A 14,014-nucleotide genomic window follows, 5' to 3' on the forward strand; every position below is an offset into this window, starting at 1 on the left:
ATTGAGTGCTTATCGGTTGGTTCGTTGCGAAATCAGTCGAATGCCGTGGCGATTGCGCCGGCGATGCGCGGCAGCGGCAGGATCGACACCGCCGCATTGAGCGCGGCCGCGGCCTTAGGCATCCCGTACACCGCGCTCGTCGCCTCGTCCTGCGCGATCGTGTGATAGCCCTTCGCGCGCATCGCCTTCAGGCCGATCGCGCCATCGCGTCCCATGCCCGTCAGCAGCACGCCGATCGCACGTCCGGTCCAGCGCTCGGTCACGCTCTGAAAGAACACGTCGACGGAAGGCCGGTAAGGCAGTTGCTCGGGATGCGCGGTGTAGCCGAGACGCGTGGCATCGGCGAAATGGAGATGATCGTTGGTCGCGGCGAGCAGCACTTCGCCCGGCACGGGTTTGTCGCCTTCGCGCGCGACACGCACGGGCAGCGCGGATTGCGCATCGAGCCACTGCGCCATGCCTTCCGCGAACGCGCGATCCACGTGCTGCACGATGACGGTGGCCGCCGCGAAGTCCTTCGGCAAAGCGCCGAGCAGCGTCGCGAGCGCGGCCGGGCCGCCCGCCGATGCGCCAATCGCGACGAGCCGCGCATTGCTTTTCGGCAGGCTCGTCGCGCCAGCGGACGATGCACTGGACGACGCGAGCCGCGCGCCGATCTGGTCGATCTTCGCGATCAGCGCCGCCGCGCCGCGACGCGCATCGGCGCCGGCGAGCGCGGGTGTATCGACGGCATCGAGCGCGCCCGCGCCCATCGCTTCATACACGCGCCACGCGTTCGCGCCGACATCCACGGTGACGACGAGAATCGCGCACGGCGAGCGCGCCATGATGGTCCGCGACGCCTGCACGCCATCGACGTTCGGCATCACGAGATCCATCAGCACGACATCGGGCGTGTGCGCCGCGCAATAGTCGATCGCCTGCTGACCATCGTGTGCGACCCACGCGATCTCGAAGTCGGGCCGCGCCGCGAGCGCGCGCCGCAGCGCTTCCACAGCGAGCGAAACGTCGTTGACGATGCCGATTTTCATGATTTCGCCTCGCCGATAAGATCGCGCACGGCGTCGATGAGCGCCTGATCGTGGAAACTGCCTTTCGCGAGGTAATAGTCCGCGCCGGCATCGAGGCCGCGCTGACGGTCTTCCGCGCGATCCTTGTACGACACGATCATCACCGGCAGGCCGGAGAGTTGCGCATCGCGCTTGATGAGCGTGACGAGCTCGATGCCGTCGAGACGCGGCATGTCGATATCGGTGATGACGAGATCGAAGCGCTCGCCGCGCACCGCGTTCCAGCCGTCCATGCCATCGACCGCGACGGATACGTCGTAGCCGCGCGACGCGAGCAGCTTGCGTTCGAGCTCGCGCACGGTGAGCGAATCGTCGACGACGAGCACGCGCTTCGCGCTCATCACGGCCGCGCGCGCCGCGCCCGCGCCCACGCGCCCGAGCTCGCCGCTGCCGACGAGCTTTTCGACCGAGCGCAGCCAGTCGTCGAGATCGGCGATGAGCAGCGGGTCGCCGTTTTCCATCAGCGCGCCCGCCGCGATGTTGCGCACCTTGCCGAGCCGCTTGTCGAGCGGTTGCACGACCAGCATGCGCTCGCCGAGAAAGCGGTCGATGACGATGCCGTAGCTCGCCGCGCCCTGCCCGATCACGACGACATTGAGCGCATCGCTCGCCGCTTCGAATGCGGCGGTCTGCAGAATCTGATGCGCGGTGACGAGTCCGACGCGCTTGCCATCGAACGAGAAGTGCTGCTGGCCTTCGAGCGTGTCGATGGCGCTCGCGGGCAGCACCAGCGTGCGCGCGACATGTGCGAGCGGCAGTCCATAAGGCTCGCCCGCGACCTCGACGATCAGGCTGCGGATCACCGAGAGCGTGAGCGGCAATTGCAACGTGAAGCGCGTGCCCGCGGCTGCTTCCTGCGTCACGCGCACGCTGCCGCGCACTTGCCGCACGACGTCCTGCACCGCATCGAGGCCGACGCCGCGCCCGGAGACATCGGTGACGGCATCGCGCATCGAGAAGCCGGGCAGGAACAGGAATTCGAGCAGTTCGGCTTCGGTGAGACGATGCGCGGTGTCCTCGTTCGCCAGATTCTTGCGCACGACGGCGCGGCGCAGTGCATCGAGATCGACGCCCGCGCCGTCATCCGACACGCTGATGAAAAGCGAACCCGCGCTATGGCGCGCTTCGAGCGTGATCGTGCCGGTTTCGGGCTTGCCGAGCGCGCGCCGCAACGATGCTTCCTCGATGCCGTGATCGACCGCGTTGCGCAACAGATGACCGAGCGGCGCGTCGAGCAGATCGAGAATGTCGCGATCCACCTGCGTCGTTTCGCCGGCGATGACGAGGCGCACGTCCTTGCCGAGCCCGCGCGCGACATCGCGGACCATGCGCGCGAAGCCGCCGGTCGCGTCGACGAAAGGACGCATGCGGCATGCGAGCGCTTCGTCGTAGATCTGTTGCGCGAGATGCGTCGAACGGCGATCGAAGTTTTCCAGTTCCGCGAGACGCTCGCTCAACTGACGATGCGCTTCGGCCGTCAAGCGCCGCACTTCGTCGAGCGCGGCGTGTGCGCGGGCATCGAGTTGTGTCGCGTTCGTTTCGGTGAGGGTTTCGTTCAGACGTTCGAGCGCGCGGCTCGCATCGTGCTGGATGCGCTTCACGCGCAGCATCGATTGCGAAAACGGCTTCAGCCAGCGCGATTCGACGAGCGATTCCCCCGAGTGGCTCAACAGGCGATCGAGCGTGTCGGCGCGCATGCGCAACATGCGGGCTTCGTTCGTGCGCGAGGGTGCAAGAACTGGCTCGGGCGTCTCATCGAGCGTGAGTTCTTCCGAGAGATCCGGAACGACGTAATTCGAAAGCGGCGCTTCGGCCACTTCAGCGCCTTCAAGACGCGCATTGAGCGCATCGACGAATGCATCCACGTCGCGTTCGAGCGCCGTTTGCGCATCGATGTCGCGCGCCTCGCCGATCTGCACGATCAGATCGACGCCACGCAGCAACATGTCGATATGGCCTGCATCGAGCACGACGCGCCCGTCCTGCGCGGCGACGAAGCAATCTTCCATCACATGCGCGAGCGTCACGCCGACCGGCACGCCGACCACACGCGCCGCGCCCTTCAGCGAATGCGCGGCGCGCATGCACGCTTCGAGCGTGACCGGATCGCGCGGTGCGCGTTCGAGCGCGATGAGGCCATCGGAAAGAATCTGCGCCTGCCCGCGCGCTTCTTCCTGAAAGAGTTCGAGCAACGACGACCGGCCCGGATCGATGCTCGTCATGTGAGGCTCCGGTTCATGCTGTCGATAAGACGATCGGCGTCGAGCAGGCCGACGGTCGAGTCCTTGAACGCAGCCACCGCGTGCGCATGCGACGACAGGCGCTGCGCGAGCGTCGCGGGCACGGGCTGAAGCTCTGCGCTCGTGAAACGGTGCACGCCGTCGACGGCATCGACGGGAAACGCGATCGGACCTTCATGATCGCCGTTCGCGCGATGATCGCGGCCTTGCGCGCGCTGAATCACGAGCAGACGGCCGAGTTCGCGCGCATCGAGGGCCTGGTTGTGCGATGCATCTTTCACGCCGCGTTCTTCGATATCGAAGAGCCGTGCAAGCGATGCGCACACGATCAACCGCCCACGCACGTTGACGAGGCCCAGCACCGCGCGATTGCGCCGATGCGGCAGCGAATGCACCGGACGCAATTGCGCGACTTGCGCGCACACGGTCGTCGGCAGCCCGAGCCATTCGCCGCCGATACGAAACACGAGGCACGAAAGCGTGTCCTTCTGGCCGACGCTACGCGTTTCGTTCGACGACGCCGCGCTCGTCTGTTCGATCGACGTGCGTGCTTCGACGCGATCGAGCACGCGCGATGCCGCTTCGTCGTGAACCGGGCAATTGCGGCAATGCACGTGGCGTTCGAGCTTCAGACACGATGCATCGCCGCGCACGCCGATGCGGTTCCAGCAATCGTCGATATCGATCGTGATGTTGATGTCGCGGGCGTTCATCGTGCGCTCCCGGTGACGCGCTCGGCGCGCGCGAGCAATCGACGTGCGCCGCTTTCATCGCCGTCGAGCGAAAGGCATGCAGCAAGATGCGTGAGCGCTTCGCGATGCGAAGGTTCGAGATACAGCGCGCGCCGATAGTGACCGCGCGACGCCTGATGCTCGCCACGCGCATCGGCGATCACGCCGAGCAGGTAGTACGCATCCGCGTTCGACGGATGCACGCCCAGATACGCATGCGCGGCGTTCGCGGCGGCGTCGAGCTGCCCGGCATCGGCGAGTTCGCGTGCATGTTTGAGGCTGTTAGCGGGCTCGGGCTGAACGCGCGTTTCTTCACGCGGCTTGATAACCGGCGCAGGCGTTGCACGCACCACGGGCGGCGCGCTGGCCCATGCGGGCAGCACGAACACGGTCTTCATCGGCGGCGGCGTCTTCACGGCGGGCACAGCCGGCCATGTGCCATCGAAGACGCTCATACTCTGACGCTCGGCGCGATTGAACGCGAACGCGAGCGGGATGTTCGCGGAACTCATGCCCTCGCGCATCAGCAGACCCGTCTCCGCCGGACCCACGAACAACGTGCCGCCTTGCGCGAGCAGTCCATCGAGCACGCGAAAGACAGCGCATTGTGTGTCGCGGTCGAAGTAGATCAGCACGTTGCGGCACAGAATGAAATCGAAGCGCTCGAACGCGTGCGTATCGAGTTGCAGTAGATTGGCTTGCGAGAAGCGCACGCTTTGCGCAATGGCGGGATCGAGTTGCCAGCCGCCATCGGCTGCGCGGAAATGACGCTCGCGAAACTCGAGCGCGCGTCCGCGAAACGCGTTGCGCCCGTAATGCGCACGGCGCGCGACGGCGAGCGCGCGTTCGCTCACGTCGATGGCATCGATCGTGAAGCGCTCGGCGGGAATGCCCGCTTCGATCAGCGCCATCGCGACGGTATAGGCTTCCTCGCCCGTCGAGCACGGCGCGCTCAGCACGCGCAACGGCTTCGCGGGCCGCTCGTGCAGGCGCACGCGTGCAAGACGCGCGAGCGCGGCGAAGGCTTCGGGATCGCGAAAGAACCATGTTTCCGGCACGACGACCGCTTCGATCAACTCCTGCATGCGCGCGGCATCCTGCGTGACCGCGCGATAGTAGTCGTCCAGCGTGCCGCTCTGTTCGTCGCGCCACAGGTTGTAACGCTCACGCACCGCGCGCGACACGGAGTTCGCGCCGATCGATTCGGCATCGAGCCCGATCGTGCGATGCAGCAGCTCGATGAAGCGGCCGATGCCGAATGGCTCGCCGTGACCGGCATCGGCGAAAGGTGTCGGTAACGCGCTCATGCGCCGGTCTCCGCGAAGAGCAGCGCCTGCACGTCGTCGGGCAACAGATGCTCGATGCGCACCCATTGCAGCAGTCCGGCATCGTCGCGCGTGAGCGGTCCGAGATAACGTGCGTGCGGCGTGTCGATGCCCGCATCGCCGAACGAAGCGGCGTCGAACGTGACGGTGCGCGTCGCCTGTTCGAGCAGCAGGCCGAGCCGATGATGCGTGATCACGCCATCCGCGCCGCAACGCGGATACGCGACGAGCGCGAGGCGCGTCGACAACCTTTCCTGCGACGCACGCGAAAGCGCGAGTGCCGCGATATCGATGACGGGCACGCTCGCGCCTTCGTAATCGAGCACGCCCGCGATCCATTCGGGCGCGCCCGGCAACGCCTTCAGCGGCGCGAGCGGCAGCATGCGCTCGATCTGCGCGCTGTCGAGCAGATAGCGGTCGGAACCGAGCGTGAACTGGACGAAGAGCATCGCGGCGCGCCTCAATGGAACGTCAAGCGGCCACCTTGAACCGCGACACGCCCGTGCGCAGGCCGTTCGCGACATGCGTGAGGTCGTCGATCGCCTGTGTCGACTGGCGCAGCGATTCGGCCGTCTGCTGCGCGGCTTCGGACAGTTGCGACAGCGCCTGCGAAATCTGGTCCGCGCCCGTCGCCTGCGTCTGCATGCCTTCGTTGATCATCGAGAAACGCGGCGCCATCGTCTGCACCTGATGGATGATCTGCGAAAGCTGGCCGCCCACTTGCTGCACGTCGAGCATGCCGCGGCGCACTTCCTCGGAGAACTTGTCCATGCCCATCACGCCCGCCGCGACGGCGGACTGGATCTCTTTCACCATCTGCTCGATATCGAACGTGGCGACGGCCGTCTGATCCGCGAGACGGCGAATTTCGGTCGCGACGACCGCGAAGCCGCGCCCGTACTCGCCCGCCTTCTCCGCTTCGATCGCCGCGTTCAGCGAGAGCAGATTGGTTTGATCCGCCACCTTCGTGATGGTCGCGACGACCTGGTTGATGTTGCCCGCCTTCTCGTTGAGGATCGCGAGCTTGCCGTTCACCGAACCCGCCGCTTCCATCACGAGACGCATCGTTTCCTCCATGCGCGTGAGTCCCGCCTGACCCGTGCCCGCGAGCGCCGCCGATTGCTCCGCCACGCCCGACACTTCGTTCATCGTGCGCACGAGATCGCGCGCCGTGGCGAAAATCTCGCGCGAGGTCGCGCCGATCTCCGTCGTCGTCGCGGCGGTCTCGCTCGCGGTGGCCTGCTGCTCGCGCGCGGTCGCGGCGATTTCGGACACCGATGTCGTCACCTGCACGGCCGACTTCTGCGCCTGTCCGACGAGGCCCGTGAGTTCGTCCGTCATGCGATTGAAGCCCGCTTCGAGCGTGCCGAATTCGTCGCGGCGCGCGAGCGCGAGCCGCTGCGTCAGGTCGCCGGTGCGCATCTTGTCGACCACATCGACCATGCGCAGCATCGGCACCGTCAGCGCCTTCATCAGCATGAGGCCGAGCACCGACGCCGCCGCGATCGCAATCAGCATGATGACGATGAGCGTCACTTCCGACTTCTGCACCGAGCCGCGAATGCTTTCCACCGATTTCGCGTTGAAGGTCTCGTTATGGTCCACGAGCGCGCGCGTCGCGGTCTGTCCCGCTTCCCATACCGGCGTGAGGCGCGTGTTGAAGGTTGCGGCGGCCGTGTCCTTCGAGCTTGCGAGCTCGCGCAGCGTCTGGTCCTGAACCGGCAGGTAGAGGTCGCGCTGGCGCTTGAAATCGTTGAAGAGGCGGCGGTCTTCGTCCTCGAAGATGGTGGGCACGTAGGTGTCCATCAGCTTGTCGATCGTCGCGCGCGTTTCGGTGAGACGCTGCGTGTCGCGGCGCGCCTGCTCGGCGTCTTTGTCGATGAAGACGAGCCGTTGCGTGATCGTGTAGTTCTCGAACCACGCCGCGCGCAGATCGTTGGAAAGCGAGAAGCCGAGCATCGAGTCGTCTTCGAGGCTCTTCGCTTCGCGATCGATACCGCCGAGCAGCGTGTACGACAGAGCGGCCATGACGAGCATCAGGAAGAGGATGATGCCAAAGCTCGCCAGAATGCGATGCCGAATAGACAGTTGCTTCACGCGATGAGCCTCATCAAGGGATAAAGACGATTGCCGCGCCGCGCGCAACCGCGAGCCCGCCTCGATAACGAGGCGTCTCAATTGTAGGATGAATTTACGCGCGTAAAGGCGCGCTGTCAGGCCGTGTTAACGACCGATTGTGGCCGCGCTTGAATTCGGCGTGTCGAGATGAATCATGTCGCCGTGTTTCAGCACGGTGAACGCGTCTTCGGGCAGGCCGGCGCGGCGCACCGCGTCGGCAAGACGGCGCGGCGGCTCGTCGAGCGGCTCGTCGGTCAGTTCGAACGAACCCCAGTGAATGCCGATCGCCTTCTTCGCGTGGACGTCCTGAAAGATGCGCACGGCTTCCTCGGGATCGACGTGCTGCGCATGCATGAACCAGCGCGGATCGTAGGCGCCGATCGGAATCAGCGCGAGATCGAAACCGCCGAAACGCGCGCCGATATCGCGGAAATCCGGCGAATAGCCCGTGTCGCCGGCAAAGTAAAACGAGTACGGATGCGCCGCGCCCGCCGGCGTCTTCACGACCCAGCCGCCCCACAGCGTTTCCGCGCGGTCGAACGGCGTGCGCGCCGACCAGTGCTGGCTCGGCACGAACCAGATATCGAGCCCGGCGGCGTGCGTTTCGTCGCTCCAGTCGAGCTCTTCGACGTTCGTCACGCCGATATCGTTCATCCACTGCCGGATGCCGAGCGGCACGAGAAAGCGCGGCGGGCCGCCCGCCTGCCGGTTGAGCGCTTCGATGCTCGGCTTGTCGAGATGATCGTAGTGGTTGTGCGAGATCAGCACGATGTCGATGTGCGGCAACTCATCGAGCGTGAGGCCGGGCGGCGTCTTGCGCTTTGGGCCCGCGAACGAGAACGGCGACGCGCGTTCCGAGAACACCGGATCCGTGAGGATGTTCACGCCGTCGATCTGCACCAGCGCGGTCGCGTGACCGATCCACGTGAGGGTATCGGCGGTGCGGTTGGCCTTGAGCCACGCGATGTCGGGATGCGCCATCGGAAAGTGATAGCCGTTCGCGGGCGGCTTCGGCAAGCCTTGCGTAAAGCGCTCCCAACGCCACTTCAGAAAAGATTCGCGCGGCAGATGACCGTAGTTGTTTTCATAGCCGGACGCGGTGCGCTTCGCGTGATGCAGCGGCTGCGGCGCTTGCGATTCCGCTGCGGACGCGGGTTCCTCGCTGCGTGCCGCTGTCGTTGACGAGCAACCGGCGAGCAGCGCGAACACAGCGGACCAAAAGTAGGACATTAGGCGCATCTTTTGATGGTTTGCGTGCCGCATACGGCTTTCGATTGTACGAAATGCATGACGAATCGTCTTTGCGCGCGTTTCTCTCCGCCCATAGCAAGATGCGCGCTGCACCGCCGCATAAGGCGCTACTGGAAAATGTGCGTGGCGTAGTCGCGTGTCGGCCCGCTTCTTGCGTTAGCCCTCCCCGGCGCCGGAAAGGCGCATTCGAACAATCAATCGCGGCGCGCGCCCTTTTTTTCGATGCGGTTATCGCATCCGGGCACGTAGCACGCCAGTGCCAGAGACGGGGGTTTCATGGGCAGCAGTCAAAGAAAAAGCGCCGTACGCACCTTCAACCCGCAATTGCATACGATGCACGCGATGCTGGTATCGCGGGCGGCATCGCATGTGGCGAGCGCGTTGCAGCCAGAGGGCCGCAACGAGGCGCTCGCGGAAGGCATCGCGGAGGTAATCGCCCATTGCGGGCATGCGGGGCTCGGTCTCTTTCTCGCAGCCGTCTGGCATTGGCTCGATGAACGCGGCTATGACGAAGCCGCCGACGCCGTGCAGCATTACATCGAAAACGGCACGATGCCAACGGTCAAGGCGAAGCCCAAAGTCGCGCGTCGGCGCGATGCGCGCCTCTGAACCGGTCGGCGTTCGTTACGTAACGCGTTACGTCCCGAACCACCCCGCATCGACGTAATAATCGCGTGCGGTGCAGCGTGCCGCATCGTCGGAGGCAAGGAACAACACCATGCGCGCGATGTGCTCCGGATCGATCCGCTCGTGCAGACACTGTTGCGCTAGAAGCTTCGCCTCGCTTTCGGGCGACTGCCACATCTTCATCTGACGCGGCGTGCGCACCGCGCCCGGAATCACCGTATTCACGCGGATGCCGTGCTCGCCCAGATCACGCGCGAGCCCGCGCGTGAGTCCTTCGATCGCGGCCTTCGCGGTCATGTAGAGCGTGAGATCGGGCAACGCGAGATGCCACGAAATCGAGCCCATGTTCACGATCGCGCCGTGCTTCTGCGTGCACATGCGCTTCGCCGCAGCCTGCGCGCAGAAGAACTGATGCCGCAGATTGACGGCCATGCGCTCGTCCCAGTACGCGGCGCTCACGTTGTCCCACTGATGACGGTCGTCGTTCGCGGCGTTGTTGACCAGCACGTCGATGGAACCGGCTTCGCTGGCGATGTCGTCGAAAGTCTTTTCGATGGCGGCCGCGTCGCGCAGATCGCAACGCAGAAACTTCGGCGCATGCTTTTCGCTTGCCAGCGTTTGTTCGAGTTGACGCGAATCGGCCTCGGCAACATCAATGAAGAACACGCGCGCGCCCTGCTTCGCGAACGCCTCGACGATCGCAGCGCCGATTCCGCTGCCGCCGCCCGTCACGACAACACGCTTGTCCGCAAGACTCGGGTAAATGGCATAGGACATGGCGGCTCGCTCAATGTGAATGACGCGGATTGCCGCGCGTTTCGATCACCTTCAGATACAGCGTCGCGGGCTCGAGACATCCGCCCGTCGACAACTGCCCCACGGTTTGTCGATACAGTTCCTGCCACGGCGTCTGCGCGACCGGCGCGGCGAATGCGGACTGCGCGCGGCGGCTTTCGAGTTCGGCTTCGTCGAGCAGCACGTTCACGCTGCGCGCATTCAGATCGACGCGAATCCTGTCGTTCGTGCGCAGGAGCGCGAGACCGCCGCCCACCGCGGCTTCGGGCGACATGTTGAGAATCGACGGGCTCGCCGACGTGCCGCTCTGGCGTCCGTCGCCCATGCACGGCAGCGAATCGATGCCGCGTTTGATCAGCTCGGCGGGCGGCGCCATGTTCACGACTTCCGCGCTGCCCGGATAACCCACCGTACCGCAGCCGCGAATCACGAGGATGCAATGCTCGTCGATGTCGAGCGACGGATCGTTGATGCGCGCGTGGTAGTCCTCAGGGCCATCGAAGACGATCGCGCGCGCTTCGAACGCGTTCTCCGCGCCGGGCTCGCTCAAATACGTCTTTCTGAACGCATCGCCGACGACCGACATCTTCATGATCGCGCTGTCGAAGAAATTGCCCGACAGGACCATGAAGCCCGCGCCGTGCTTCAGCGGATCGTCCGTGGTGCGGATGACTTCGTTGTCGGCGGCGGGCGCATCGTTCGCGATCTCGCCGATCGTGCGGCCCGACACGGTCAGGCAATCGCGCCTGACGAGTCCCGCCTTGTCGAGTTGCCGCATGACCGCCGGCACCCCGCCCGAGCGATGAAAACTCTCGCCAAGATATTCGCCCGCGGGCATGCAGTTCACGATGAGCGGCACCTGTTCGCCGTGACGTTGCCAGTCATCGAGACTCAGCTCGATGCCCATGTGCCGCGCGATCGCGATCAGATGCGGCGGGCAATTGGTCGATGCACCGAGCGCCGAAGCGACCACGATAGCGTTGATGAACGCATCGTGCGTCATGATCTTCGACGGCTTCAGATCCTCGCGCACCATATCGACGATGCGCTTGCCCGTCGCGTACGCCATCTGCCCGCGCTCGCGATACGCGGCGGGAATGCTCGCGCACGTCGGCAGCGACATGCCGAGCGCTTCGGCGAGGCTGTTCATCGAGAGCGCGGTGCCCATCGTATTGCAATGGCCGATGGACGGCGACGACGCGGTCGTCAGGCGCATGAAGCCTTCGTAATCGATCTCGCCCGCCGCGAGCAGATTGCGCGCATGCCAGATCACGGTGCCCGACCCGACGCGCTTGCCCTCGTGCCAGCCGTCGAGCATCGGACCGCCCGAGAGCACGATTGCGGGCATATCGACGGTGGCCGCGGCCATCAGGCACGCGGGCGTGGTCTTGTCGCAACCGGTCGTGAGCACGACGCCGTCGAGCGGAAAGCCGTGCAGGACTTCGACCAGACCGAGATACGCGAGATTGCGATCGAGCGCGGCGGTCGGACGGCGGCTTTGCTCAGCGAGCGGATGCACGGGAAATTCCATCGGAATGCCGCCGGCATCGCGAATGCCCGCCTTCGTTCGCGCGGCGAGTTCGATGTGATGGCGATTGCACGGCGCGAGATCGCTGCCGGTCTGCGCAATGCCGATGATCGGACGACCCGATTGCAATTCCTCGCGCGTCAGGCCGTAGTTCATGAATCGCTCGACGTAGAGCGCGGTCATGTCGGCGTGCGAGGGATCGTCGAACCACTCCTGGCTGCGCAGGCGTTTGAGATTCTGTTGGGGCATGAGGTGTCTCCCTGTTTATCGTGACGTTACCGGTAACATTTCGATCGATGTTAGCACGCATCGCCGCACTGCTTCGGCTCAGGCGCTTTCGCGCGGCACCACGGAATAGGCGACGCGCACTCGCTTGCCCGATGGCCCCGCGATGCCTTCCTCACGCGCCTCCAGCGCCGCGAGCAAGGTCGCGCCGGTGCGCAGGCCGATGCCGTATGCGTCGACGGAGACCGTCGTGATCGATGGCGTGCAGCACGCGGCCACTTCGAAGTTACCGAAGCCGGCAACGGCGATATCGTCAGGCACCACGAAGCCGCGCCGGTGACATTCCATTATCGCGCCGAACGCGGACATGTCGCTCACGCACATCACGGCCTGCGTGTCGGGCCAGGTGTCGAGCAAGGCGGCCATCGCGGGGCCGCCGTGGCTCATCGTGATGGGAGAATCGCCCAGACGAACGATGCGTTCGTCGTCGAAACCGAGCGCATTCATCTGCGCGCGAAAGCCCTTCAGACGATCCAGGCCGCGGCGGTCCAGTTCGCTCGCCCCGCCGAGAAAGCCGATGCGTTCGTAACCTTTATCCGCCAGATACCGCACCATCTCTCTAGCGGCGCTGACGTTCGAGAAACCGACGGCGGCATCGATCGGATCGGAAGGCGAATCCCACATCTCCACGACGGGCACGCCGGAACGGCGCAGCAGCGTGCGCGTCGCTTCCGTATGACGCGAACCCGTCAGCGCGATGCAGCGCGGCTGATGACGCAACATCGAGCGCACGAGCCGTTCCTCGCGATCCAGATGGTAGTCCGTGTCGCCGATCAGCAATTGCAGGCCGTGCGGTTCGAGCGACGCGGAAAGACCGCGCACCGTGTCCGAGAAGTTGGAGCTTGCGAGCGACGGAACCAGCACGGCGACGAACTCCGAGCGTCCGGACGACAACGCGCCCGCCGCGGCATCGGCAACGTAGCCGAGTTCGTCGATGGCTTTCTGCACGCGCTCACGCGTCGCCACCGCGACGCTGTGGCCGGCGAGCACGCGGGAGACGGTCATCTTCGAAACGCCGGCGAGACGCGCGACATCGGACATGCGCGGCGGGCCGGCGGAAGGATCGAAGGAAGATGGCGGCATGCGTGATCTCGGAAGCGGAGCCTGCGGGGTCAATCCACCCGCACCCAGCCGTCCTCGCGCTGCTCCAGGATGATGTGCAGCTTCGTTTCACCGGCTTCGCGGTCGGCGGCGGTCACGTCGGGAAAGGCGCGCTTGATGTCGCGATCGTCCATCCACGGAGCGACGTTTTCGAGCTTGTAGGTGTAGGTGACGTCGGAGCGGTGAGCGGTCGGATCGGGCTCGGTCCAGCCGACGACCTTGTCCAGCTTGACGTGCGCATAGCAGAGCATCCAGGCGCGCGGGTCGCTCGTGGCGTTGGGGTCGCCGGCGGGCCGGCTGGTTTCGACCGCATACTTCTGGCCTTCGCCGGTGAGGCTGTACGCGATGCCGTTCTGCTTCGCGTTGGTGTTGGCCGGGGTCGGCGCGGCACGGGCAATGAGCCCGCTCTTCTCGAGCGCGGCGAGCTGCTCGCGCAGTGCGGCAGCGGAGTATTCGTTGAGATCGCGATTGCTATACGCCGATGGGAACGCATACGGGCCGCGTCCACTTCGGTTCAGGCACAGCAGACCGCGATTCGTTTTCATGTCGGCGGAAATCGCGTCGCCCAGGCTGGACTCGCTCGCGTCGTTCTTCTTGCCGCACGCCGCGACAAGCAACGCGGCGCTGACGGCGGCAATCAACAGGCTCGTTCTCATATGCGCTCCGGAAAGGGTCGGCATGATGGTTACAACCTTTCGACGCCATTCTACCGACTGGAACCGTTTATCGGAGACGAGCGGGTGTCGGAACGAACGTTCTCGGTGGATTCGGCCCGCCAACGCAAAAACCCCACCTTTGCGGGGTGGGGTTTTTGTTTTTTGCATGAGGAGCCTGACGATTACCTACTTTCACACGGGTGATCCGCACTATCATCGGCGTGGAGTCGTTTCACGGTCCTGTTCGGGATGGGAAGGGGTGGTACCGACTCGCTATGGTCATCAGG

Annotated in this window: 12 protein-coding genes and 1 rRNA gene; 1 reads left to right on the forward strand and 12 read right to left on the reverse strand. The window is 65.1% G+C overall.

Translation table 11 applies throughout. The features are described from left to right. Nucleotides 1–32: 32 nt before the first annotated feature. The 7 genes from IAG25_RS29865 to IAG25_RS29895 form a co-directional block, all read right to left on the reverse strand. On the reverse strand, nucleotides 33–1,031 hold the full coding sequence (locus IAG25_RS29865; protein ID WP_187608041.1) for a chemotaxis response regulator protein-glutamate methylesterase: 999 nt from the start codon (nucleotides 1,029–1,031) through the stop codon (nucleotides 33–35). After that, a complete protein-coding gene (locus tag IAG25_RS29870; protein ID WP_187608042.1) occupies nucleotides 1,028–3,292 on the reverse strand; it encodes a hybrid sensor histidine kinase/response regulator in 2,265 nt (754 codons plus the stop codon). Before IAG25_RS29870 ends, IAG25_RS29865 begins: the two co-directional genes overlap by 4 nt. Then, nucleotides 3,289–4,023, reverse strand: a complete 735-nt coding sequence (locus tag IAG25_RS29875) for a chemotaxis protein CheW (RefSeq protein ID WP_187608043.1) — start codon at nucleotides 4,021–4,023, stop codon at nucleotides 3,289–3,291. Before IAG25_RS29875 ends, IAG25_RS29870 begins: the two co-directional genes overlap by 4 nt. Beyond that, nucleotides 4,020–5,348 (reverse strand): CheR family methyltransferase, encoded by a 1,329-nt coding sequence (locus IAG25_RS29880; protein WP_187608044.1) that lies wholly within the window; start codon nucleotides 5,346–5,348, stop codon nucleotides 4,020–4,022. Before IAG25_RS29880 ends, IAG25_RS29875 begins: the two co-directional genes overlap by 4 nt. Further along, nucleotides 5,345–5,815 carry a chemotaxis protein CheW gene (locus IAG25_RS29885; RefSeq protein ID WP_187608045.1) on the reverse strand — a complete coding sequence of 157 codons (471 nt, stop codon included), beginning with the start codon at nucleotides 5,813–5,815 and terminating at the stop codon, nucleotides 5,345–5,347. The genes IAG25_RS29880 and IAG25_RS29885 overlap by 4 nt, the downstream gene beginning before the upstream one ends. Before the next feature lie 22 nt (nucleotides 5,816–5,837). Continuing rightward, nucleotides 5,838–7,463, reverse strand: coding sequence for a methyl-accepting chemotaxis protein (locus IAG25_RS29890; RefSeq protein ID WP_187608046.1), 1,626 nt, complete (start codon nucleotides 7,461–7,463; stop codon nucleotides 5,838–5,840). A 126-nt stretch (nucleotides 7,464–7,589) separates the two neighbouring features. Next, a complete protein-coding gene (locus IAG25_RS29895) occupies nucleotides 7,590–8,714 on the reverse strand; it encodes an MBL fold metallo-hydrolase (RefSeq protein ID WP_187608047.1) in 1,125 nt (374 codons plus the stop codon). A 297-nt stretch (nucleotides 8,715–9,011) separates the two neighbouring features. Between IAG25_RS29895 and IAG25_RS29900 the strand changes: the two genes are divergently transcribed. Then, the gene (locus IAG25_RS29900; RefSeq protein ID WP_187608048.1) at nucleotides 9,012–9,344 is read left to right on the forward strand and encodes a hypothetical protein; all 333 of its coding nucleotides are present in this window, start codon (nucleotides 9,012–9,014) and stop codon (nucleotides 9,342–9,344) included. A 27-nt stretch (nucleotides 9,345–9,371) separates the two neighbouring features. Here the strand turns inward: IAG25_RS29900 and IAG25_RS29905 are convergent, their stop codons facing one another. The 5 genes from IAG25_RS29905 to rrf form a co-directional block, all read right to left on the reverse strand. After that, a complete protein-coding gene (locus IAG25_RS29905) occupies nucleotides 9,372–10,139 on the reverse strand; it encodes an SDR family NAD(P)-dependent oxidoreductase (RefSeq protein WP_187608049.1) in 768 nt (255 codons plus the stop codon). A 10-nt stretch (nucleotides 10,140–10,149) separates the two neighbouring features. Beyond that, nucleotides 10,150–11,934, reverse strand: coding sequence for an IlvD/Edd family dehydratase (locus IAG25_RS29910; protein WP_187608050.1), 1,785 nt, complete (start codon nucleotides 11,932–11,934; stop codon nucleotides 10,150–10,152). Between the two features lie 78 nt (nucleotides 11,935–12,012). Further along, entirely contained in the window at nucleotides 12,013–13,053 is a 1,041-nt protein-coding gene (locus IAG25_RS29915; protein ID WP_187608051.1) for a LacI family DNA-binding transcriptional regulator, read from the reverse strand. A gap of 29 nt (nucleotides 13,054–13,082) precedes the next feature. Beyond that, on the reverse strand, nucleotides 13,083–13,895 hold the full coding sequence (locus IAG25_RS29920; protein ID WP_255504033.1) for a hypothetical protein: 813 nt from the start codon (nucleotides 13,893–13,895) through the stop codon (nucleotides 13,083–13,085). 5 nt (nucleotides 13,896–13,900) lie between these two features. After that, nucleotides 13,901–14,014: ribosomal RNA gene (gene rrf / locus IAG25_RS29925) — 5S ribosomal RNA — on the reverse strand.

This window comes from Caballeronia sp. EK (assembly GCF_014384845.1).
GTDB lineage: Bacteria > Pseudomonadota > Gammaproteobacteria > Burkholderiales > Burkholderiaceae > Caballeronia > Caballeronia jiangsuensis.